Genomic DNA, 23,493 nt, shown 5'->3' with positions numbered 1-23,493 from the left:
CCGAATATCCATAGGTAACGGATTTTTTGTTTGTAAAAATATCTTCTAAAAATTCGAAAGCCGAGTCTTGGGGATCTGTAGTTATTACAAATTTTTTCCGGTTTTAACTAAAAGTATTTAGGGTATTATCTTTCTTTTTAACCCTTTGGTCAAATGCTTTCTTAAAATCGTGTAAATAGGTGTACACCACCGGCACAAATAATAGAGTCAACAATGTAGATGTTATCAATCCTCCAATAATTGCAAAGGCCATAGGTGCACGTTGTTCTGAGCCCGCACCGGATGCTATTGCTGTAGGAATCATACCAAAAATCATTGCCAAAGTAGTCATAATAATTGGTCTTAGACGTGTATGACCAGCATCAATTAGAGCTTCTTTTAGATTCATTCCTTTGCTGTAGTTTTGTTTTGCAAAATCAATAAGCAAAATTGCATTTTTAGTAACCAAGCCCATAAGCATGATAACACCTATAGCAGACATCATATCAAGTTCTTTATTACCAATAAGCAGTCCTAAAATTGCACCAATAATCGCTAGTGGTAACGAAAGCAAAATAGCTAATGGATCTATAAAACTTTCAAATTGAGCTGCAATTACAAGGAATATAAATAGAACTCCCATGAGGAGTGCTGTAGCCAATCCTCCCATACTTTCTGCCATTTGATCCTGACTTCCTCCAGCACTTAGCTTTATACCATTTGGTGTTGGAGCTTCACTTTTCAGCTTATTATTAAATGCCTTAGTAAAATCACTCTGTTCTACGTGGGCGTAGTTTGCTGTTAACTGGATTTCTCTTTCCTTATCATATCTATTAATGGTAGATGAAGATGTAGTGAAGACTTTTTTAGTTACTTGATCAATAGCAATCATTTTTCCGCTTGTACTAAGTACATATATTCCCTGTAAACTATCAAAGTTTTTCCTATCTCCTTCTTCAAGCTGCATACGAACATCGTATCTATCCTTTTCAGTTTCATACTGACTAACTACAGTTCCGTTAAACAAAGTATTTAATGTACTGGCAACTGTATTTGGGTTTACTCCTAAATCTTGAGCTTTATCACGATCCACCTCCAATTTAACTATTGGCTTTCCAGACTTATAAGTAAGTCCTACATCTACAGCTCCAGGAGTATTTTTCATTACTTTCTGAGCCTTCAAAGCATATTCCTGCAGCTTCGTAAAATCTGAACCTTGAATATGATATTGAACTAATTTACCTGATCCCATAGAACCGCCAGCGGAAGTAACTGATAGCTCGATTCCTGGGACATTCACTAAATCCTGACGGATTTTTGCTATAATTTCATCAATACCTTCTTTTCTATCTTTCTTATCTGAAAGTTTTACAGTAAGGTTAACTTTATCAGACTGAACTGTAGAATATATGTATTTTACATTCTTATTTTTCTTAACAATGGCTTCCATATCCTTACCGGCTTTTGAAGCACTATTTAAAGTAGAACTTGAATCTAGATTTGCTGATATTGCTATCTGTCCATTGTCAGTTGCAGCAATAAATCCTGTTTTCAATTGTGTAGCTAATAGTAAACTTACTATTAGTAATCCTATTGGTATCATTAAAGTTATAATTCTGTGTTCTAGTGACCATTTTAGTAATTCAGAATAAGACTTAGATATTTTATCAAAGGATTCATTAAACCATTCCAGGAATTTTCCTATTATAGGTATCTCCTTTTCTTTACTGCTTAAATGCTTTGAAGAAAGCATTGGTACTAAAGTAAAGGCTACAAACAGGGAAACTAAAACACTGGCAGCCACAGTCATTCCAAATTGTACAAGGAACTTTCCTATCATACCATTAATCATAGCAATAGGAACAAATACTGCTACTATAGCAAGAGTAGTAGCTATAACTGCAAGTCCTATTTCCGAAGTACCATCCTTTGCTGCTTGAATCGGACTTTTTCCCATGCGAAGGTGACGTACAATATTTTCGATAACAACTATAGCATCGTCAATAAGTAATCCCACAGCAAGGGATAAAGCCATTAAAGAAACTGTATTAAGTGTAAAATTCATAAACTTCATTATTGCAAAGGTAGTAATTATAGATACAGGGATAGCAATGGCACTAATTGCGGTGCTGGCAATATCCTTAAGAAATATGAAAACTACAATTACTGCAAGTATACATCCTTCTAGCATTGTGCGCTGAACATCTTTAACTGAATCTATTATAGAGGTGGAGTTATCAGCAACAAGTTCAATTCTAACTCCTGATGGCAAGCTCTTTTTAATAGTTTCAATTTCTTTTTTAACATCCTCAGCTACCTGTACTGTATTTGAGTTAGATTGCTTAACAACATCAATACCAATTGCTTCCTTACCATTATAGAAAGATAAGCTGCTCTTTTCCTTACTTCCATCTTCAACTGTTGCAATATCTTTAAGTGTAATTTCACTATTATTACGTTTTACAACTAGAACATTAAGAAAATCCTCAACCTTCTTTATAGACGAATCAGTTTTTAAACTTATTTGTGTGTCTCCACTAGAAACCTTACCACTAGATACATTAATGTTATCAGCACTTAAGCTATTGATAAGTTCTGAAACTGTAATATTAAAGGAATTCATTTTTTCTTTATCCAGCTTTATATGTATTTCTCGTTGTTGTTCACCAAAAGTGTTAACAGCTCCAACACCATTTATAGTTTGTAGTTTCTTTGCAATATTATCATCTACTATCTGTGATAACTCACTGTTAGACATTGTTCCAGTAACAGCAAAAGAAAAAATAGCTGATGCACTGGCATCAAATTTTGAAACTACAGGATCATCAATATCTCTTGGCAGACTATTACGGATATTAGATAGCTTATCTTTTACTTCCTGCATGGCCTCAGCTGAAGGCTTTTCTAGTTCAAAGGAAATAGTAGTACTTGAAACTCCTTCTGTTATAGTTGAGGTAACATGCTTCACTCCTGATATTTGCCCTACTGCATCCTCTACTTTTTTTGTTATCTTTGATTCAATTTGATCTGGGGCTGCTCCGCTTTGAATTATCCTAACAGATACCGTTGGCATGTCAATATCCGGAAGCTGATCCATAGGTAAACTTGTATAACTAACCACACCTAAGGCCAGTAAAGCAATAATTATTACGGTGATAAATACAGGCCTTTTTAAACTAACATCTGATAAAAACATAATTTAATTTCAACTCCTATTCTGCTGCTACTTTTACAGCATCACCATCTTGAAGTGTACCTACGTTAGTATAAATGATACTGTCTCCATCTTGTACTCCAGATTTTATTTCCACTGTATCTTCACTAATTTCTCCCACAGTTATATTTTGCTTTTTTGCTACTCCATTGTTGTTTACAAAGACATAATATTTTCCTTCGCTGCCTGCCAGTGCTTTTAAGGGAACCATTATTGCTTTTTTATTTTCATCAGTAGCAATTTTTATATTTCCAAATACACCAGGCTTAAGTTTTCCATCTTTGTTGTCAATTTGAATTCTACATTTAAATACTCGAGAAATAGGGTCTGCGGCTCCATCAATACTTTTGACAACACCATCATATTCCTCTGAATCTTTATCGCTGAGCTTAAACTTAGCCATTGCCCCTAATTTTACATAACTTAAGTCACTTTCTTTTACTTCAATAACAGCATTTATGAAAGATATATTCTGTACTTTTCCAAGAACTGTTCCTGGACTTAGATATTGTCCTACAGTAATGCTTTTTCCACTTATAATTCCACTAGTTGGAGCTGTAATAGTTGTATTTTGCAATGACTCTCTTAAAGTATTCAAATCTGTTTGTGATTTTTGTATATTAGCTCTTTGTGTTTCAGTGGAAAGACTTGAAGATTGTGAACTGGCCTTCGCTGATTCTAAATCAGCTTGTGCTAGTTTAAGACTAGATTCTGAAGCTTCAAATTCCACCTTTGAAACTGCTCCTTGGTCAAAAAGAGCTTTTGTTCTATAATAATTCCTCTGGGCAGTTTCCAAATTGGTCTGCTGCTTAGCAATCATTATTTGGGAAGAACTTGCTGAACTTTCTGCTGACCTTAATTGTGCTTCTGCTGCAGTAAGTTGTGCTTCACTGGATTTTATATTGTTTCTTATATCAGTATCATCTAGCTTTGCTAAAGCTTGGCCTGCAGATACTGTTCGTCCATTTTCAAAGGAAACCTCAATAACTTTTCCACCTATTTTGCTACTTATAGTTCCTTCTTCAGATGCCTCTAGTGAAGCATTAAAGGATGTACTATTTACCATTGTATCTGTGCTTGCCTTAACTACCTTTACAGAAGTCTTATTAATATTGGTTGTCATAGTTGAAGCGCTTTTCTTCGTTCCACCTAAAACAATACCTTTGAAAGCAAATGCTGCACAGGCAGTAACGAGTATAATCATCATACAAAGTGATTTCTTTCCTTTTAACATTTTTGAACCTCCTTATTTAATAGCAATCCTAATTATGTCTGCTCAGAATTTCTATAACAGTAAATAATTTATTTAGTGCATCTTTACTTATATTCAACTTTATTATATAGAAAATATCTTTAAAATTTATTGCTTAAATATTACATAATTCTTACATATGTTTGTTCTCTTCCTGAACTGGAATATAAAAATATAATAAAAAAATGGACATAATAGTTTAACCTGCATCAGTGTTAAACTATTATGTCCATTTTTGATTTAACTAATATTCTATTTACCCTCACTGCATATTACATCTCTATTATTTAAAGTATATACTATAGGGATAACTGTAAGAAGGCTTATTCCTAATAAAATAAGAGGCAGCCGCAAATATAACATAGGATATGAAGTCTGAAGTATTCCTTTTATTGAGTGCATTATGGTGGAAAAAATAATCATTAGAAGAAAAGATCTTTTTACTATGGCAAAAAAAGAATATATCACCGTAAACAAAGTACTTATTATTATGCCTATTAAGGTAATGTTAACTCCCTTAATAATAACCGACAGATTAATGCTGTCTTTTATAAAAGGTTTTATGCTATTTAATGCTAGCAGTACTCCTATAGAGGAGATTGTATTAATAATAACTATAAAATAACAATATGAAAATACCACTACCATCTTTGCAATATATATTTTAGTTCTGCTAATTGGATAGCTAAACATTACATTTATAGTTTTATCCTTATACTCAGTAATAAATAATTCTGATAAAAGTACACATAAGAATATGTTAGTAACAAAATTTATACTATGGGAATTAAATTGTATAACTTGCACCCAGTTATCTATTCTTTTACTTCTTACAGCAGGAATCAAAAGCATTGAAACTGCCAAGCAGGTAATAATAATAGCTAAACGCTTATCTCGCCTCTTCAATTTAAGAAACTCTATTTTTATAAGACTAACCATTTGATTTTCTCCTAATAAGTGAAATAAAATGTTCTTCCAATGTATCCCTTTTGATATTAATAGATTTAACTTCTACATTATTTTTACATAAGAATACATTTATTTTTCCACTATCATTTAATCTTTCATAAATTTTAATTTTGTTCAATCCAGATACGAGAAAGTTATTTATATTCATCTTCTCTGAAAGTAAAAAAGAAGCTTTATTTACATTATCAACTATAAGTTCTATGGAATGTCTGCTTTTTTCTCTAATACTTTCATAGTCTAGCTCTTCAAGGAGAATACCTTTATGAATTACACCTATAGTATCTGCAATTTGTTCTATTTCACTTAATATATGACTTGATATTAAAATTGTGGTTCCATATTTTTTAGAAAGCATATCTAATAAATTTCTAATGTCTCTTATACCTAATGGATCCAGACTATTGACAGGTTCATCTAATATTAACAGATCAGGTTTTGTTAATATTGCTCTTGCAATACCAAGCTTCTGTTTGGTACCAAGAGAAAGTTCACTGACTAACTTTCCTTCAAAATCCTTAAGCTGTACCATTTCTATTGCATCATCAATGCAATTTTTTTCTTCATATCCCATGAAAGTTTTATGAATCTCTAAGTTTTCTTTAGCTGTAAGATTTTCATAAAAGGCAGGATATTCTACTACACTACCAACTTTCTTTAAAAATTCTTTACTGCTATTTGTTATAGGCTCATTAAATAATTCTATAACTCCAGAAGTAGGTTTAAGTAAATTTAGGATAAGCTTTAAGGTAGTGGTTTTTCCTGAACCATTTTGTCCAAGCAGCCCATAGATTTCTCCTTTTCTAATGTTTATATTTAAATTATTAATTATTACAGTATCCTTTATTTTCTTACATAAGTTAAAAGTCCTCACTGCATATTCCACTTTTTCACCCACATCATATAATATTTAAAATCAGCTATTAACTTATAAGTTCCTATTGTTTTTTTAAATAGAACTTAAATACAGTTCTCTCATAAGGAACACTCTTCAAATATATTTCTCCATTCATTTTGTTTATCAATGTTTGAACAATTGTAAGCCCTAACCCACTTCCCTGATAATCCTTGTTTCTCGATTCATCTAACGTATACAACCTCTCAAAGACCTTATTTTTCTCTGATTCTGATATGCCTTTGCCCTTATCCCACTGCTCTATCCATACTAGATCATTTTCTTCATAAAGTTTTATTCCTATTACCTTACCATCAGATCCATATTTTATTGAATTAGTTATAAGATTGTTTAAGACTCTTGTAATAGCTTCTTCGTTTCCTAAAGCCCATATATCCTTTTCCGGAATATCAATTTCTACATTAATTTTATTTGTCTCAAGAGTTTCATAAAAACTCAATATACTCTTTTTCGCAATTTCTGAAATATTTAACTTTACTATATTGATAACTTCATCCCCAGATTCCAATTTGGAAAGAGAAAAAAATTCATTCATAAGGGTTATAGTTTCATACATCTTTTTTTCTAGTTTTGTCAAATATTCTTTCTTTTCTTTTTCAGTTAGCAGAGAATTATAGTTAAGCTGGTCAATATATCCAAGCATAACTGTCATAGGTGTTCTTAAATCGTGAGATATATTAGAAATCATCTTTTTCATAGCTTCTTTTGACTCAGTTTCACTGACCTTTAATGTATAAAATCTTGAGATAAAACTATTAATTTCTAAGCACAAGCTTTTTATAATCTTGTCGCCTGTTACTAGTCTAATCCTGTCATTTACACTTTCAAAGGAAACTTTACTTAAGGAACTTATTATGAAAGATATGTCTTTGTTTTTCATATGTATTTTAGTTAAAAAAAGTATAATAGGTACAATAATTACAATAGCTATCAAAAAATTAATCATGCTATGTATCTCCTAATCTATAACCAATTCCCCAAACAGTTTTTATATACTTTGGATTGGAAGGATCTTCTTCAATTTTTTCTCTCAATCTTCTTATCTGGACTGTAACAGTGTTATCATCATTGATAAAATCACCTTTCCAAACACTGGCAAATATTTGTGCTTTGGTAAATACCTTTTTAGGGTTTTCAAAAAATAACTTTAATAATTCGAATTCCTTTGCAGTCAAATCTATATGATCTTCACCTTTTAGGATTTGATAGTTATCAAAGTTAAGTGTAAAGGGTCCTCTTGAAATTGATTTAGTACTATTTTCCTCTTTAATATAATAACCTATCCTTCTAAAGATTGCAGATATCCTTGCTGTTAGCTCAAGTACCGAAAATGGCTTGGCTATATAATCATCAGCACCTAATTCTAATCCTAAAATTTTATCAACTTCAGAATCCTTTGCAGAAACAATAAGTACAGGTACAGAACTAGACTCCCTTATTCTCTTTAATATTTCCTTTCCACTGACCTTAGGCAGCATTAAATCTAATAGGATTAAATCAAAAGTATTATTATAAAAAGCCTGTAAGGCCTTTTCACCATCATTGACTGCTACTATATCAAATCCTTCACCTTTGAGATGCCTACTTACAAGTTCAGAAATCTCCAAATCATCTTCTATTAGTAATAATTTATAAATAATTCGCCACCTCCTAATATTATATCTGCAACAGCTACAAAATTTCCCCTACCAAACCTTTAATAAGGTTATTTTAGTTCTAAGATTTAATAAAGTCAACATATGCCTCATCTTACACCGATACCATTTTTATTTTACCCATTCTATTTTCATCTCTTTCCCTACTAATTCATAACCTTCATCAAAATCTGGAGTTACAACTTCATAGTCTTTTAATCTGTTAAAATCTATTTTCCCTGTCTCTCTAGTTTCATCCTTATCTATCCTTAATACATAGTCATTATCCTTTACTCTTTCTAGCATCCCACTACCATAATAGGATTTTCTGTTGTTTCTATCTTTAGTTTTATCATATATATTAATTTGGCTATCAAAAATACTTAAATATTTACCCTGCTCAATTGTCAAATAAATATATGCATTTTCCTCTTTTTCTTCTATTTTATTTATAATTATCTTTCCAAACTTTTCTGTATTTATTACTGCTGGAAGCTTATCTAATGTTCCATGAGATACTTGTCCATTTATTATTTCTTTTGGTATTATCCCGGCATTTACATCTTCCTCATTCATGTTTTGATACAGTTCATAAATTAATGGGACAGTTCTTTTTACTGGTGTTATTACTATAAACTTAGGTATTTCCTCACCTGCAGTATTAAATCTTTCCTCCCCTTTTGATTTTATTTGGTTTGTAGATGAGCCTCCCCCCACCTTTTGCAGACCTCTTCCCTTATCGTCTGAGATAACAAAGTTGTAGTTTTTTTCAAATAGTGTATCTTCTCTCTCATTATCATTATTAAATGTGAAGTTCCACTTTTCAAAAACTATTCTGGATTTTATTGGACTTATCTGTAAGTCTGTTATTTTTAGCTTACCATATCCAAAATCAACATTTTTATTCACTTTTACAGCTTTTATTTTATCCTTCATACTATCAACGTTTATCTTAAAGTTAAGCTGCCAATTGCCTTCAATACCTGCTAATTTATTAATTTTTTCTTCAAAACCAATTTCATTTATGGGTTTTCTAAAGCTTTCAATTCCCAACCTTTCCTTTACTATATATGTGTTATCATCCACTTTTTCATAGCCCATATCCTCCCACTCATTTACTTCACTTCCAATGACTTTTATTTCCCTTCCGTTATATCTTACTGGCACTATAGCAGAACCGTAAATTTTATCTTCATCTATTTTTAATGCTTTATCACTCTTAACAATATACGCAATATAAATATCACTTCCATCATATACAACTTCCTTAATTCTCAGCTCTATTCCTTTATCTTTGCATTTTGCTTCCATAGGTGTAGCATATTTAGATAACTTTTCATCCTTAAATAAGGATGTCTTACTGACTAAAGTCTTTACACCTGGTATTTCATAGGCTAAAGCAGGATTGTTATATAAGGTTCCACCTACTGCACCAATTGTCAATATTAATGCTGCCGCTGCTGCATATCCCTTTATTTTTCTTTTATCCTTGTTTCTCTTTATAATTTTATAAGTATCTTCTATTTTATTATCAACTACAGCTGGTATATCCATATCCTTACACTTTTTTAAAAGCTCTATTATTTCCTTATTACTTAACATTTCCTGCATAGCTTGTCCTCCTATCTGTAAATAATTCATTCAGTATCCTGCGTGCTCTATGAAGTCTTGATTTTACAGTTCCTTCTGGTATATTAGTCAGCTTAGCTATATCCTTTACTGAAATATCTTCAATATAATAAAGCTGAACTATCAATCTTAAGCTTCCATCTAAGCTATTAAAAATTTCTCTAAGCTCAATTTGCTCAAACTCCTCACACTTTGAGCTTTGCAAGACTACTTCATCTATACTCACAACTTTTTTACTACTTTTAATAAAATCCTTGCAATTGTTTATAAGGATTCTCATAAGCCAAGCTTTAAATCCACCGTAGTCCTTTAAATTTTTTATATTTTTATAGCTTTTTAATATGGTCTCCTGTATTAGGTCTGCTATGTCTTCATCATTGTCAATCATGGACTTAGCAACGCTATACATGAGCTTTTTATGCATTTCTATAAGTTTAATAAAGGCTTCTTCATTATCTTTTTGTGCTCTTTTAACTAAAAACTCTAGCTCCACCCTGATGCCCCCTTCCAAACTTTACTGACAGCATGCTATCTGCAATTAATTACATATACTAAGACGGTAAATTTGTTTATCAGGTTCAAACTAAATAAAAAATTATCTTTAAAAAAGGAAAGTGATGCCATGAGCAGAATTTTAAAAGGCTTCCCAAAGTCCGTTACCTAAGTCTGCTGCAAGGTTTTTTAATCTATCAAGATCTATAATTTTAAAGTAAGTGTTTTTCTTTTCAAGAATTTCACTTTTGCAAAGCATTTTTAATGTCCTTAAAAGATGTCTGTAGCTTGTGCCTAGTAAGTTTGCTAGTTCAGTTAAATTTTCACTGAATATCATAGCTCTTGCTTCATTTATATAAGTACTTGTTGCTGTGGCCAAAATATAGCTAGCTAACCTATTTTCTAAGGGGTAAAGTAAATTAATGGAGCTACTTTTAGATAACCTGATCAGTTTTTCACTTAAGGACCTGCACATAAATTGCATGAACTTAGTATCATCTAGTAAATATTCTCTAACTCTTTCAAGAGAAATTGCTATGCAGTAACTATCCTCTATAACCTGGAAATTTGAATTTGCCGGTTCTAATTTCATAAATTCTACATCCCCAATTATACTACCTGAATTATAAAAACATATTAATATTGTTTTACCATTGCTTAGTGATGAGTAAACTTTTGCTTTTCCTTCTACTAGAAAAAAAAGATGTCTTAAACTTTCTCCTTCTCTACAAACATGATCACCTTTACTAAATAGAAAAAGCTCAGTATAAGGTTTTATATCTTTACTGAAAAATTCATTTATATTGTATTTTTCAATGTATTGATTTATAAGTTTTGAATCATTAATTCTTTTCATTTTATGTCTTTACGCCTCCCAAAAAAATTCAAAAGAAAATTTCTTTAATCATTGTGACATATGTCATCATTACTTTCAATAATTCCATGATAAATTAATTTTATAATTTAAAGGAGGCATTAATATGAATAATATGTATGATAAGGTTGTAGAATCTGCAAAATATATAGGAGATAAGATTGGTAACTTTAATCCCAAGATTGCAGTTATTCTTGGTTCAGGATTAGGTAACTTAGTGGATGTATTAGAGGATAAAGAATATATAAATTATGAAGAAATCCCCAACTTTCCTCAGTCTACAGTAGAAGGTCATGAGGGAAGGTTAGTATTAGGAAAATTAAAAGGAATAGATGTACTAGCTATGCAGGGAAGATTTCATTACTATGAAGGGTATACAATGAAAGAGGTTACTTACCCAGTATATGTAATGCAACAGTTGGGAATAGAAAAACTAATCGTAACTAATGCTTGCGGTGGTATAAATACTGATTTTAATCCTGGTACATTAATGCTTATAAAGGATTTTATAAATTTATTTGGAGATAACCCACTGATTGGAGTTAATGATAAAAGATTTGGTACAAGATTTCCTGATATGTCTGAGCCTTATAAACTAGAGTTAATAGACAAAGCAAAATTACTAGCTGATGAAATTGGAATTGACTATAAAGAGGGAGTTTATGCTGGTTGTACAGGACCTTACTATGAAACTGCTGCAGAAATAGTAGCAATAGGCGGACAAGGAGCTGATGCTGTTGGAATGTCAACTATTCCAGAAACAATAGTTGCTAACTATTTAGGAATAGATGTCCTTGGAATAGCTTGTATTACTAACATGGCAACAGGAATACAAAAGCATAAGCATTCACACGAAAAAGTTGTTGAAATAGCTAAAAAAGCTTCAGCGGATTTATGTACTTGGGTAGCTAAGATAATAGAAAATATTTAAGTGACATTAGTAGGATACAACAAGAATGTTGTATCTTACCAAATATATTATAAATAAGCTTTAAAGTATAAGTTTCATTAAATTATCTGTCTATTCGGTTAGCAATACTTTTGAAATTTCCTCAAATCTTTCATCAGATATGCCAAGTTTTTTCTTAAACCTTTCATCATCCATTCTTGCGATAATTATCTTGTCAGGAGATATTTCTTTAATAACATTTTTTAATCTCTGAATTGATTCTTCATCATCGTTATAGCCCTTAATAATTGTTATTTCAAATATAAACTTACCTTTGTACTGTTTATTAAAGGAAACCATGTTTGAAATGTATTCTTCTAAAGTATACCCTTCAATGGGTCTTTGGATTTTTTGAAAATCTTCTTCAGTTATTATTTTTATCTCTCCAATAACTTCATCGCACATGTTAGCTATTTTTATATACTGGTCTTTACCTAGCAAATATCCATTAGAAAGCAATCTTACAGGCAGTCCTTTACCTTTGATTAATTTTATGACATCGATAACTTTATCATTAACAAAGGCTTCACCTTTTGAGTTAACAAAGATTAATTCTGCTTTAGTATTTTCTATCATGCTTTCCAGTTCTTTTAATGAGCTATCCATTTCATCAAATGACTTTTGGATATCTACTTTATTTTCTGATCTTCCAATAGGGCAAAATATACAGTCAAAGTTGCAATACTTTTCAGGAAGTATGTTAACTTCAAGTACCCTTCTTTCATCTTCAATATAAATATCTTTATAACTGAAACCACCCATCATCTTTTCCTCCCAAATTACTTTATTGATACTTCTTTATTGTTAATATCAAGAATTGAAATCTTGCAGGTTCCACCTAAATTATCCTGTACTGTTTTTGCTAAATCTTTTAAAGCATTTTCAAACTCTGCTGTCCTTCTTTCATCAATTAATTCAATGCACAGAAAAGCATTCTTCGTATTTTCAGTTAGCATTGTCCTCACTGATTCACGCCAATTCCAGCATCTACAAATTGCTCCCTGGTTATCCTTATATACTATTTCACCTTCATATGGTGGTTCACTTTTATCCGTTCCTAGTGTAACAAAATTTTCATCTCCAATTGCCTTAGTCAATCTTATATCACCAACAAAGGTATCTATATCCTCACCACCACAAGGCAATGCATATTTTAACGAAATACAATTGTAAATATCCACCAAAGGATTGATAGTCCCTAAGTGATTTCCATTATGCACTCTCTTTAATAATGCCTCAATAGATGACCTGGCACCCTTCTTTGTTTTAAACTTTTGAAATGCTTCTCTCCATACTTTTATTACCTCATTACTGCTAAACTCTGGGTTTTGCAAATATTTTAAAGCTTCCTTTTCTGCCTCTAAAAGGGTTGCTTTATATTTTTCTTCGTCCTTTATACAATTATCTATCCCATTACAAATAACAATACCAATTCTTGCATTAGGAAACAGACTCCAAAAATCATCTTCAACTATAAAATATTTCATTATTACGCCTCCTAGTATAATTTGATTATTAACATTTATAAACCAGTTTGTACAACTGATATTTAAAATTTTATTAATTTTTTCTGTAAATATTGGCCTTAAATAGCTTGTCTTAAAAAGTATATATCTAGGCTATAGTTTAGCATTTCCTTTTTTAGAATAAATTATTAGAAATTATTTTTCAATATTCACTTGTTATTACACAGTCTGTCTTATCCTACTGGACTTGCATAACTATTATCTTTTTAAAACAAGTATTAAGCCAATTATGCATACTATTAGGTATCATTCTAAAATAAGTAAAAACAAAAAAGCCAAAGGAAATAATCTTAAAATATCTCCCAGGCTTTTATCCCTCCGTGAACACAGTTACCTGTGCGTTTTCTCTTGGACCAGCCAGTTATAAACTGCGGAACCCTAGAAAACTAAACTATATAAACTTTTTTCAATTTGTAAGTTGCAATTTATAAATTTAATTTAGCATAGTAGTAAATCTAAGTCAACTTTTTTCTTCGGAAAATCTTACTGCTGAGAATTAATGAGTAAAGATGAAATTTATTCACTTGTAAGTTGAATATAATGAACCTATATGAATAAGCTTTGACATAGATTTTCTAATTTAATGTTATAGCCACATGAGCATATTATTTCTTCATATTAGTGCACATATTTTAATCCCTTATCATAAAATGATAGAGAGTCTTTGAAAGGAAAGAATCATATGTATAAGACAAATCCTAACTACTTTAACACTCCAATATACAGTTTAGCACCTTGTGCTAGCTGTAGAATGTGCTCATGCCTAAACTGTGTTAAAGCACCAATGTATGACTGGAACTTCTCAAGACAATTCTCTAATTATGCAGATGATGAGGATAAAAAGCTAACAGATTTTATCTCTACATTAGAAGAAAGAGGGTTTATTGTTCAGGAAGGAAAACTGGAGTATTTAGACATACTGAAGCTAGTTAGTGAAGGAAAATTTGACAATGCCTTTGCCAACAATGCAGGTGCTCCTTATGCAACCTATTTTCTTCCACCGGCGCCAAACCAAGATCCATCTCCCGGTCAAAAACCTCCAAAAGGATATAATCCTCAGGATCCTAATAATTATCCAGCTAATATAGAATACGCAGCACCTGGAATGGACTATAAGCTGCGTGCTGACGAAGCTATTGTATTAATCGGAAAGACACCTCCACCGGCATATAACTTTAGTTACAGAAGTTACCTTGGATTTGTAGAAAACAAACCGTCAAAAGATTACAGTGATAACATTACGGTAGGCAATGACTATACTGGTTTTTATCACGCTATCACTGCCAGCTTGGGTGATCAAATCAATAATCGTCGTATCTGGACTGATAGTACACCTTATGGGTCCCCTGGAAATCCTTTTAACAGTTCCACCATCATCATTACAACTGCAGACAGAGGCATTAATGCGCAAATGCGTGATGCTCTAGTTGCTTCAGGATTTAGTCCAGGTATCATGAACGATGACAACATCCCTATGGCAATGGTTAACATGGGGCTTGAAAAAGGAAAAGATACTTTCTCCTTTATAATGAGGGCTGCAATTTGGCTAGATTATGATGTTGGCTGGGATTATATCAATAACCTCGAAAATTATGTGAAGGTATTACGTATTACTCCTAAAACTGCTTATCCCGCTCTAAATCCTTGGCCGATACCGGCCCTTAAAAAGCATGAAACCGGCACTACTGAATTCCAGGTGGTTCCTTATGCAAGAAATGAACTGAATTACCTGCGAAATGAGATAATTAAGAAGTACCAAAATGAAGAATATGAACCTGTGGATCTGAATTCAAAACTCTGGATACTTGATGGTTATGAGGGAATATTACAGGATGTTAATGTGTATTATGATAACAGAGACGGCCTCTATATAAGGACAGATAAATTCCAATTAGAAACTGATGAGGATTTTGTGATAATATATGGAGTTGATCACGCACAAACGGTCTTTGCAACATTTTTTAACATAAGCTTTTACGGCGAAGAATTATGGAATGGTGTTGTGGGAGCCAATATTACAGATGAGTTAAAGTACCCCGCAACCGAGTATTTTCCTAAAGATTATAAAAACTCAAAGTACTATTATGCAGTAAAGATGGCAAGGAAAATTGAAGAAGGTAATGAAGTTATAATACCATATAGTACAGGTAATCCTAAAGGCTCAGCATATGGTGTTGATAACAATGAGGATGCTTATTTAGGCTTCAGGATTTATGCAAATCCAGAAACAAATGTCGCCCCAGCTATCTTTGATACTATCTGGAGTCGGGCAATCTTGTTTAGAAAAAAGAAAAAACAATAAATATTCAGTGAAATATAGTTTGGCATAGAAAACAGCACTAAAGCAAGTGCTGTTTTCTTGTGCCTCAGGCAACATCTTTCCCTTTTACTTTGTTTTATCCCTAACCTTTTTCATGGCCTTGTTAACTTCTTGATCAACAGATTCTTGATAGATGTCAGCATAGGTTTTTGAATCTTTGATTAGATCGTCACAGAAAGCCGCTACATCACTGCCCGTTACTTCCAGCACGGCTTTCCCAAGAGCCGCGCCCTCTTCAAAAAGATCAATAATCCCGGAGAGCAAATCCGTCCCATCGGTTAGCTCAACAGGGCCGACCTTAAAGAGATATTTTTGAATCTCTTTATAAACAATCTGATAATCCTGCGGAAGCCCTTTCACACGAGCCACGTGCGCTCGCCACTTTTTTTTGCCTTCGATGATATCTTGTATGCTCATTTTATCCTCCTATTTACCTAATTTTTTTGCGATATTATTGTTGAGTTGCTGGCGCCACTTATCGCGATAAGACTTTGCTCCTTCTTCGCCAGCTAGTGCTAAGCAGAAGCCTTTGATATCGTCACCTAAAACCTCTTGAACACTTTGACCGTCCGCCGCCGTTTCTTCGAGCAGGCTAAGCACACCGTCAAGAATTGGCATGAGGTTGCGACCGGTGAAATCTGAATGCGACCAAAGATTAGAATTAATTTTTTCCCATGCATCTTGGTAATCAGCGGGCAGCTTTTTGGCGCGAGCTTCAAAAGTCTTCATTTCTTTAGTCATGTCATTGCCTGTGATTTTTTCCCAAAAACTCATTGTGTTTCCTCCTTTAACTCATTAATTTTTGATGACAGGAACTCCCATTTTTCCCAGAACCTCTGTAATTCCTTGCGCCCTGCGTCATTGAGCGTGAAAAACTTTCGCGGCGGTCCCATATCTGATGGCTTTTTCGTAATTTCTACTAGTTTATTTTTCTCAAGCCGCACCAAAATGGTATAAACTGTCCCATCCACAACGTCTGAAAATCCGAGGGCGTTCAGTCTCCGGGTGATCTCGTAACCGTAAGTTTCCTTCTGGCTTATGATTTCAAGAACACAGCCTTCCAGCACGCCTTTGAGCATTTCCGTAAGGTTCTCCAATGTAACTCCTCCTTGCTATTCTGTATAACTGGTATTCAGTATTACTTACTACGGCTATATAGTAACACATAGTAGTCATATCGTCAATATGATATATATGCATTTATTTTATTTAGGACTTTATATCTAAATCTATCAATTTCTATTTAATCTTCCTCTATAATATGTCCTCATAACTGTAACTACAACTCCAATTAAAAAAACTACTGTGAAAAATAACATAGCAGCTGGCCAAAGCCCAAAAGCATCTTTGATTGTAGCACTATTATTTTGTAAGTTTGGGACAATAAAAAACAACCAACCTATAAACAATACCGGAATAACTTGGGGCATTAGACGAAGATAATATCTCCAAGTGGGATGTTGTTTGCGTCTGTTCGACCACTCACTACTCCGCAAAATACCTTTAGTACCTAATATCAAGTATATTAGTGTAATGAAACCAAGTGATAAATCTATTATCTTAGGTGTAGGGGCTTTAGCATCGGGTATTTGTCCTTCAGTTAATTGGATAATTCCTGAACTAATTTCATATGAGTGTTCTAAAGTAGTTGTAAAGCTATTAAGCATCACAGCTACAGCATATCCACTGGAAGGTACAATATCTTGTTGTGCTTGAATAGTAGATAATGCCCCACTATGAGAAATAAGTGCTGGTTTAATATTTGGAGAACTTAAAGACCAACCAAGTCCATACTTGGGACTTCCAGGTTGAGGAGAATAGGATTCTTCTAGCAATGATTTTGATAGTAACCTTTCTCCATTCATATTTTTCCCCTCATTAGTGTGCATGGAAAGCCATTTCCCCATGTCAGCGGCTGTTGAAATTACTCCTCCAGAACCAGCAAACATTTGCTCAAGTTCCGACCAGGGAAGTGCAGTACCGTATGCTGTTATATATCCTTGAGATAACCCTTTTACAGGATCACCAGAGTTGATAGCTGATAGTGTATCGTCCATTCCCAGTGGATAAAATATCTTTTGCTTAAGATACTGAGGAAACTCCATACCGCTTATTACTTCTACTAATCGAGCAAGTACCCAATAATTAGCATTGCTGTACAAATATTTATCTCCAGGCTGCCAATTAAGTTTCCAGTCATGTAGACGGTGAATACCTGCTTTTAAGGTGCTGGCTGGTGGCACAATCGTCGGATCTGGAATCCCTGATGTATGACTTAACAAATGCCTTACTGTAACCTTTTGTAATCTAGGATCATCCATTGTAAGTTCTGGCAAATACTTAACAACTGGATTATCTAGGTTAACTTTTCCTTCATCAACTAATTGCAAAACTGAAAATGCAGTGAAGGATTTGGAAACGGAACCTATTCTCATTAATGTCTTTTCTGTTAAGGCTTTACCTTCAGAATCATAACCATATCCTTTTTCATATATTACTTTACCATCTTTTACGATTACAATTGAAGCACCAGGTAGTCCGTTACGTTTTAAATAGTTGGTGACAAACTCATCAATAGCTTCTTTTTTTATAATAGTATCAGCATTAACTGATAAAGGATAAAAAATCAATGGAGTTAAAAATATTATTAGCATTAAGATAATATATAACCTTTTTCTCATTTTAATCTCTCCTATCTATTGTCTGTATCTTTACCTGAAGGGGTCTTCCTGTTATAAAAGCCTAACAAACCTGCAATTTTATCTTATCACTATTGTTTACCATGTAAGCTCTAAATAGCCCTGTTTTTTTCTTACCTTTATTCACATATTGTACTAAGTTTCCTTGTCCTCACTTGGTTAACTGATATATTCATTATGAAATATATGATTAAAGAAGCAATAAAGAAAGTCTTAAGAAAATCTTAAGTTACTGGTATGACCTACTAAATGAAAATTCCTTCAAACCACCAGTCTGAAGGAATTTAAAACACACTTTGATTTTAATTTCACGTAAAATATTCCCCCTTTGCTTAAAGGAGGAATACTTTCACATTAATCCTATTTTTATTTCTTGCGAACAGGAATCCAAACTTCACTGTAAGCGTAATCTTTTTTATCTTTATCCATTTTAGTAAAAGAAAAAGATGGGGCATTGATTACCTCGTAATCGGAAGAAGGAAACCATTCTGAATATGTTTTCGCCATTGTTTCCTGTAAGGTAGAAGGAAATGGCCCTTCATTAGGAAATATAGCCCAAGTACAAGCATCCACTGGCACTTTTTCTAATAGATCACTTACTTGATTTTCAGTGGTTAAAATTCCTATCAGATGAGTTAAGTATCCTTCCTCTTTTAGGAAATTAGCGTCAGCCTCATAAGAAGCACTGACAACCTCATAAGGTTCCATATTTTGAAGAGAATGCATTTCTTCTTTTTGTTCCTCCGTTATGCTTTGTGCAAGCTTTACAATCTCGTTATTAACACCTTCAAATTGCATAGGAACACGCCTACTTACACCGACTAAATTAAACGCTGGTTTGTCTTCAATTCTAAATTCCATAGAAACTCCTCCCTTGACGGTTATTATGAATGAAAGTTTGGGAAATGATTTACTTATGCCTTTTTTCATTACATCTGAGGGTAAAAACCCACTCCATTTTTTAAATGCTCGAGTAAAGCCATCTATTGACTGATAACCATATTTAAAGGCAACATCTGTTACTTTTTCTCCATGTAATAAATCTTTACTTGCTTCCGACAGTCTTCTGTTTTTGATATATTCACTAAGTGTTAACCCTGAAAGGTAAAAAAATATCTTTCTAAAGTGATAGTCAGAAACCCCAGCATATTCAGAAATTAATTCAAAAGATAAATCATCAGTTAAATGATCTTCAATATAGTCAATTACATGATTTAATTCCTTTAACATTGCCTCCCTCCTTTCATATGTACATAATACCAAAGCTGCTTTAAGGACGCTCGACTTTTTTAATACAAAAAATATCGGACCTTTATTATAAATCATTTTATATATTATAAATTTACAGGTCAGTAATTACTCTAGATGAGCACTCTAAAGATTGAAAGTTATATTGATAATAAGAAATAAAAAAGCCGAGGGAAAAATTCAATATCTGGAAACTTTGCTAGCCTATTTCTTTAGAAGGCGGCTCCACCAATTCCACAAAACTCCAGGTTTTTCCCCTATCCTCTGATTTGTATTTTGCCATAACAGTGCCTCCCTTGAAATCCCCCTGTTCTCCCTGTCCTACTAAAAGAAACAATTTTCCACTTTCAACATAAGGAGTTTCTGGCTGAATAAAAGGTTCAAGAGTAACATCCATCCATTTTTCCCTGTGAACGGGCAGTATTACCGGCTGGAAGGTTTTACCTCCATCTTCTGTTCTATAAAAATTAGTAGCCGCACCGTCCACCTTTGGATAACTTATAAAACCCAGATTTTCCTCTACAAAACCTGCTGACTGTAAAAGCCAGGTGCTAGGTCCATCCCCAACCTCTTTCCATGTGTCTCCGCCATTTGTTGTTTTATAGATTATTTGTCCTTCTTGGGACATAGTTCTTCCACCTGTTGCAATGACATAACCTACTGTAGCTGTTGGAAAACTACAAAACTTCACTCTTGTACTATCTAAGGTTTTACTTATTTCAGATGTTTTCCAAGTGGTTCCACCGTCCTCTGAACGGATCATCATGAGAGGATTTTCTCTAGTGCCTCCATAAACAAAGGCAGTTTTTCCTGGTGTTATCACATAGCTTTTTTCCTGCAACTTATTATAATAAGGCCTTCCGTCTCCAACTGATACCAAAGTTTCCAGTGGAACAGGCACTTCTTTCCATGAACTTCCCCTATTATAGCTTACATAGACTATTCTATTTTCTATCTTATAGGTATATTGCTGATTTTCATAAGGAATCTCAGCCTCATATTCATGTTTATACTCATCTCTTTCTTTCTCACCACTACTTTGATATTTTTCTAAATCATATCCAGCAGGCCTTTGTAATTTAGTTACGGTGTAGGTAAAAGTTCCATCTGGGTTTAGTTCTTCTTTAAACCGTAAAACCCATTGACTTTTAACCCTGTTTTTCTCTATACTACCATTCCAATTATAGGCACTTTTTTCATCTAATCTCTTTGTAACAATGGAAAAATCAACTTGAATTACATTAGTTTCTTTAATTTCAATACCATCAACAGAATACTCAATTATCCTTTGATTCCTAGGCACATATTTTCCCCGATATTGCTCAGTATATGCTTCAAGCCACTTTGCTCCCACTACAGTAAGATCTTTGGTATTAACTTTAACAGAGAAGCCTTCTGGTGATTGAAACTTAACCTTACTTTGCTGGTATTTATAATAACCGAAATAACAAGCAGCTAGAATCACTATAACTGTGCAAAACACTGCCCCTATCCTGTATAATTTCTTTTTTGGTTCTCTATTACTATTTTCAAACATGTATCTACTCTCCTACCTTAATTTTAGTGCCTTTTCACCTCTATTCTACTGCAACTAACAATATGATTTTTTAACCTAAGCATTCCATGTGCATATGGCACTGTTCCTATTCCACTGCCTAATCACCAATGCTATGGCCTCAGAAAGTTTCTTAATTTATTTTAATGGAATATAATTATAGCGGCAGCTTTATTTTATAAGCCGCCGCTATTTTATTCCCAGTATAGTGGTTTACTTTTTCCTTACCTAACATTAATTGCATATTTTTTATACATGCACTTCATCATAATGATTACTTCAATTCCCTTGGATGATAACAAAGCTGTACCACTCCGGAGGTGAATTTCCTCATACTAACAAGATTAAGTTCTACTCTCTGATTTATATTAAACAAAGGCTTACCTGATCCCAAAACCACAGGGTGGATAGACAACCTATATTCATCAACAAGTCCTAAATTTATAAAAGTTGTTACAAGACTTGATCCTCCATAAAGCCAAATGTCTTTACCAGGTTCTTTTTTTATTTTTTCTACTTCATGCTGTAAATTTTCCTTTATCAGTGTTGCATTTCCATTAATTTCTGTAAGAGTTTTAGAAAATACATACTTCCTTTTACTGTGAACTAACTTCCAAATTTCTTTTTCCGTATCAGAAACCCCTTCATCTGGAATATATTGTCCCCACAAGTCGTAGCTTTTTCGACCATATAAAATTGTATCTATACTATTCAAAAAATCGGTAAACCCCATATCATCGTCCATTATACACCAATCAACTTCTCCCTTTGGACCTTCAATAAATCCATCTAGAGTCACTGCCAAATCTAACACTATTTTTCTCGAATTTATACCATTTGACATAGCATTTTTCTCCCTTCAAAGGTTCTATTTTAAATTTATTATAACACTACTCTTGCAAATATTATGTGGGAAACTTAAAAATATCTTATACTTGCCGAAAAAGCATTATGCTTCAATTAATTTAAAGTTATCCTCTCATTGGAGAGAAACTCCCTTTCATCTCTTAATATATTTCTTATGGGTTCATATTTTTTATGAAAACTACATGGCTTCTTGAAGGTTATCTGCCCTATTTTATCTGACTCCTCGGCAAACCATATTCCTCCGTCTGGTCCAAGTACAAGTCCATGTGGCTCTGACCCTGGTGTAGGTATTTGATATTCTATAATTTCTCCACATAAAGTAATCCTACCAATTTTATTACGTCCCCACTCTGTAAACCAGAGATCCCCATCTTTACCTGAAGCAATTGCATGTGGTTTAGCATTTTCTGTTGGCAGTGGATATTCAACAAATTCGCCGGATGTAGTAATTCTTCCTATTTTGTTTCCCATTATTTCAACAAACCAAAGACAATTATCTGTCCCTTTACAAATTCCAACTGGACCAGAAGCTGCAGTTGGTATGTTAAACTCAGCTATATCCCCCAACCTAGTAATTCTTCCAATTTTATTACCTTGATTCTCTGTAAACCAAAGTGCTTCATCAGGTCCTGATACAATCATTGAAGGAAATGAGCCTTGAGCAGGTAAATCATATTCACTAATTTCTCCGCTAGTGGTAATTCTACCAATCTTGTTACCAGTAATCTCCGTAAACCACATTGCACCATCAGGACCTAAGACTATTCCATATGGTCCTGCATTTGCAGTTGGTATATCATATTCTGTAATTTTACCTTCCATTGTAATTTTCCCTATCTTATTGGCTTTATATTCTGTAAACCATAAGTGACCTTCAGTTCCAATTGCTATAATCGAAAGTCCTGCATCTAAGGTTGGAACTGCATATTCTTTTATTTCACCTTCTGTTGAAATTCTTCCTATTCTGTTACCTGCATTTTCTGTAAACCATATAGCTCCATCAGGTCCTACAGTAATTCCATAAGGTCCTGATTTTTCTATTGGGAGATTATATTCACTTATCTTTATATTCATATACTTATCATCCTTTCATATCTTTAAAAAATAAAAAAACCTTTCCAACTATGAAGTTTCGGAAAGGTTATAAGTATCATCATATATAGTTAACACAAAACAACTATTCTGAATCAAGAATAGTATAATAGCGCTCTATAAAAAGTTAAATATGACATAATTATAATCCTATCCAAAACTTTTAGTAGTTTAGACCAACTCAAAGTAACATATCCTAACATTAAGAGATATGTTCGCTCTTATCTATACTACTGTAAATGCTAAAAACCGGATAAGATTATATGATCATTTTAACTAAT

At 33.1% G+C, this 23,493-nt stretch carries 20 protein-coding genes, 1 pseudogene and 1 riboswitch; of the genes and pseudogenes, 2 read left to right on the top strand and 19 right to left on the bottom strand.

The features are described 5' to 3' along the window. Positions 1-103: 103 nt before the first annotated feature. The 9 genes from P8V03_RS17970 to yeiL form a co-directional block, all read right to left on the bottom strand. A complete protein-coding gene (locus tag P8V03_RS17970) occupies positions 104-3,175 on the bottom strand; it encodes an efflux RND transporter permease subunit (protein ID WP_318799224.1) in 3,072 nt (1,023 codons plus the stop codon). Between the two features lie 16 nt (positions 3,176-3,191). After that, the gene (locus P8V03_RS17965; RefSeq protein WP_318799223.1) at positions 3,192-4,427 is read right to left on the bottom strand and encodes an efflux RND transporter periplasmic adaptor subunit; all 1,236 of its coding nucleotides are present in this window, start codon (positions 4,425-4,427) and stop codon (positions 3,192-3,194) included. A 270-nt stretch (positions 4,428-4,697) separates the two neighbouring features. After that, positions 4,698-5,384 (bottom strand): ABC transporter permease, encoded by a 687-nt coding sequence (locus P8V03_RS17960; RefSeq protein ID WP_318799222.1) that lies wholly within the window; start codon positions 5,382-5,384, stop codon positions 4,698-4,700. Beyond that, positions 5,377-6,297, bottom strand: a complete 921-nt coding sequence (locus P8V03_RS17955) for an ABC transporter ATP-binding protein (protein ID WP_318799221.1) — start codon at positions 6,295-6,297, stop codon at positions 5,377-5,379. Before P8V03_RS17955 ends, P8V03_RS17960 begins: the two co-directional genes overlap by 8 nt. Before the next feature lie 52 nt (positions 6,298-6,349). Then, on the bottom strand, positions 6,350-7,273 hold the full coding sequence (locus P8V03_RS17950; RefSeq protein ID WP_261669956.1) for a sensor histidine kinase: 924 nt from the start codon (positions 7,271-7,273) through the stop codon (positions 6,350-6,352). 1 nt (position 7,274) lies between these two features. Further along, positions 7,275-7,967 (bottom strand): response regulator transcription factor, encoded by a 693-nt coding sequence (locus P8V03_RS17945; RefSeq protein ID WP_261670013.1) that lies wholly within the window; start codon positions 7,965-7,967, stop codon positions 7,275-7,277. Positions 7,968-8,093: 126 nt separating this feature from the next. Next, complete coding sequence (locus P8V03_RS17940) at positions 8,094-9,572, bottom strand: DUF4179 domain-containing protein (RefSeq protein WP_318799220.1); 1,479 nt, start codon at positions 9,570-9,572, stop codon at positions 8,094-8,096. Further along, a complete protein-coding gene (locus P8V03_RS17935) occupies positions 9,553-10,083 on the bottom strand; it encodes an RNA polymerase sigma factor (protein WP_318799219.1) in 531 nt (176 codons plus the stop codon). Before P8V03_RS17935 ends, P8V03_RS17940 begins: the two co-directional genes overlap by 20 nt. Before the next feature lie 141 nt (positions 10,084-10,224). Next, a complete protein-coding gene (yeiL, locus tag P8V03_RS17930; protein WP_261669952.1) occupies positions 10,225-10,938 on the bottom strand; it encodes a transcriptional regulator YeiL in 714 nt (237 codons plus the stop codon). 133 nt (positions 10,939-11,071) lie between these two features. Between yeiL and P8V03_RS17925 the strand changes: the two genes are divergently transcribed. Further along, on the top strand, positions 11,072-11,887 hold the full coding sequence (locus tag P8V03_RS17925) for a purine-nucleoside phosphorylase (protein WP_261670012.1): 816 nt from the start codon (positions 11,072-11,074) through the stop codon (positions 11,885-11,887). Positions 11,888-11,977: 90 nt separating this feature from the next. Here P8V03_RS17925 and P8V03_RS17920 read toward each other — a convergent pair whose 3' ends face one another. Both P8V03_RS17920 and P8V03_RS17915 read right to left on the bottom strand, forming a co-directional pair. Beyond that, positions 11,978-12,667: a radical SAM protein gene (locus P8V03_RS17920; RefSeq protein ID WP_318799218.1), complete on the bottom strand. Its 690-nt coding sequence runs from the start codon at positions 12,665-12,667 to the stop codon at positions 11,978-11,980. Between the two features lie 17 nt (positions 12,668-12,684). Further along, a complete protein-coding gene (locus P8V03_RS17915) occupies positions 12,685-13,392 on the bottom strand; it encodes a B3/B4 domain-containing protein (RefSeq protein WP_318799217.1) in 708 nt (235 codons plus the stop codon). A gap of 336 nt (positions 13,393-13,728) precedes the next feature. Beyond that, positions 13,729-13,824: riboswitch (guanidine-I (ykkC/yxkD leader) on the bottom strand. 289 nt (positions 13,825-14,113) lie between these two features. Between P8V03_RS17915 and P8V03_RS17910 the strand changes: the two genes are divergently transcribed. After that, on the top strand, positions 14,114-15,733 hold the full coding sequence (locus tag P8V03_RS17910) for a hypothetical protein (protein ID WP_318799216.1): 1,620 nt from the start codon (positions 14,114-14,116) through the stop codon (positions 15,731-15,733). 84 nt (positions 15,734-15,817) lie between these two features. Here P8V03_RS17910 and P8V03_RS17905 read toward each other — a convergent pair whose 3' ends face one another. From P8V03_RS17905 to P8V03_RS17870, 8 genes and pseudogenes are all read right to left on the bottom strand, one after another. Beyond that, positions 15,818-16,168, bottom strand: a complete 351-nt coding sequence (locus tag P8V03_RS17905) for a DUF1048 domain-containing protein (protein WP_318799215.1) — start codon at positions 16,166-16,168, stop codon at positions 15,818-15,820. Between the two features lie 9 nt (positions 16,169-16,177). Continuing rightward, a complete protein-coding gene (locus tag P8V03_RS17900; RefSeq protein WP_318799214.1) occupies positions 16,178-16,525 on the bottom strand; it encodes a DUF1048 domain-containing protein in 348 nt (115 codons plus the stop codon). Beyond that, positions 16,522-16,848, bottom strand: a complete 327-nt coding sequence (locus tag P8V03_RS17895; RefSeq protein ID WP_318799213.1) for a PadR family transcriptional regulator — start codon at positions 16,846-16,848, stop codon at positions 16,522-16,524. Before P8V03_RS17895 ends, P8V03_RS17900 begins: the two co-directional genes overlap by 4 nt. Positions 16,849-16,983: 135 nt before the next feature. Further along, positions 16,984-18,432 (bottom strand): serine hydrolase domain-containing protein, encoded by a 1,449-nt coding sequence (locus tag P8V03_RS17890; RefSeq protein ID WP_318799212.1) that lies wholly within the window; start codon positions 18,430-18,432, stop codon positions 16,984-16,986. Positions 18,433-18,816: 384 nt separating this feature from the next. Then, positions 18,817-19,680, bottom strand: a complete 864-nt coding sequence (locus P8V03_RS17885) for an AraC family transcriptional regulator (protein ID WP_318799211.1) — start codon at positions 19,678-19,680, stop codon at positions 18,817-18,819. 217 nt (positions 19,681-19,897) lie between these two features. Further along, positions 19,898-21,235: a WD40/YVTN/BNR-like repeat-containing protein gene (locus tag P8V03_RS17880; RefSeq protein ID WP_318799210.1), complete on the bottom strand. Its 1,338-nt coding sequence runs from the start codon at positions 21,233-21,235 to the stop codon at positions 19,898-19,900. Positions 21,236-21,527: 292 nt separating this feature from the next. After that, positions 21,528-22,097, bottom strand: a complete 570-nt coding sequence (locus P8V03_RS17875; RefSeq protein ID WP_318799209.1) for a dihydrofolate reductase family protein — start codon at positions 22,095-22,097, stop codon at positions 21,528-21,530. A 209-nt stretch (positions 22,098-22,306) separates the two neighbouring features. Next, positions 22,307-23,194 (bottom strand): annotated as a pseudogene (locus P8V03_RS17870) (Vgb family protein); the annotation flags it as partial. Positions 23,195-23,493 lie beyond the last annotated feature (299 nt).

The sequence above is a fragment of the Clostridium tanneri genome (genome assembly GCF_033659955.1).
Taxonomy (GTDB): domain Bacteria; phylum Bacillota; class Clostridia; order Clostridiales; family Clostridiaceae; genus Clostridium_AM; species Clostridium_AM tanneri.
Note: the sequence above shows the minus strand (reverse complement) of the source record. Positions and strands in the feature narration are given on the sequence as shown.

Excerpts from the sequence above, each read along its gene's own strand:
- P8V03_RS17970 (WP_318799224.1), bottom strand. The coding sequence starts at position 3,175 with ATGTTTTTATCAGATGTTAGTTTAAAAAGGCCTGTATTTATCACCGTA.
- P8V03_RS17965 (WP_318799223.1), bottom strand. The coding sequence starts at position 4,427 with ATGTTAAAAGGAAAGAAATCACTTTGTATGATGATTATACTCGTTACT.
- P8V03_RS17960 (WP_318799222.1), bottom strand. The coding sequence starts at position 5,384 with ATGGTTAGTCTTATAAAAATAGAGTTTCTTAAATTGAAGAGGCGAGAT.
- P8V03_RS17950 (WP_261669956.1), bottom strand. The coding sequence starts at position 7,273 with ATGATTAATTTTTTGATAGCTATTGTAATTATTGTACCTATTATACTT.
- P8V03_RS17940 (WP_318799220.1), bottom strand. The coding sequence starts at position 9,572 with ATGCAGGAAATGTTAAGTAATAAGGAAATAATAGAGCTTTTAAAAAAG.
- yeiL (WP_261669952.1), bottom strand. The coding sequence starts at position 10,938 with ATGAAAAGAATTAATGATTCAAAACTTATAAATCAATACATTGAAAAA.
- P8V03_RS17925 (WP_261670012.1), top strand. The coding sequence starts at position 11,072 with ATGTATGATAAGGTTGTAGAATCTGCAAAATATATAGGAGATAAGATT.
- P8V03_RS17920 (WP_318799218.1), bottom strand. The coding sequence starts at position 12,667 with ATGGGTGGTTTCAGTTATAAAGATATTTATATTGAAGATGAAAGAAGG.
- P8V03_RS17915 (WP_318799217.1), bottom strand. The coding sequence starts at position 13,392 with ATGAAATATTTTATAGTTGAAGATGATTTTTGGAGTCTGTTTCCTAAT.
- P8V03_RS17910 (WP_318799216.1), top strand. The coding sequence starts at position 14,114 with ATGTATAAGACAAATCCTAACTACTTTAACACTCCAATATACAGTTTA.
- P8V03_RS17905 (WP_318799215.1), bottom strand. The coding sequence starts at position 16,168 with ATGAGCATACAAGATATCATCGAAGGCAAAAAAAAGTGGCGAGCGCAC.
- P8V03_RS17900 (WP_318799214.1), bottom strand. The coding sequence starts at position 16,525 with ATGAGTTTTTGGGAAAAAATCACAGGCAATGACATGACTAAAGAAATG.
- P8V03_RS17890 (WP_318799212.1), bottom strand. The coding sequence starts at position 18,432 with ATGAGAAAAAGGTTATATATTATCTTAATGCTAATAATATTTTTAACT.
- P8V03_RS17885 (WP_318799211.1), bottom strand. The coding sequence starts at position 19,680 with ATGTTAAAGGAATTAAATCATGTAATTGACTATATTGAAGATCATTTA.
- P8V03_RS17880 (WP_318799210.1), bottom strand. The coding sequence starts at position 21,235 with ATGTTTGAAAATAGTAATAGAGAACCAAAAAAGAAATTATACAGGATA.
- P8V03_RS17875 (WP_318799209.1), bottom strand. The coding sequence starts at position 22,097 with ATGTCAAATGGTATAAATTCGAGAAAAATAGTGTTAGATTTGGCAGTG.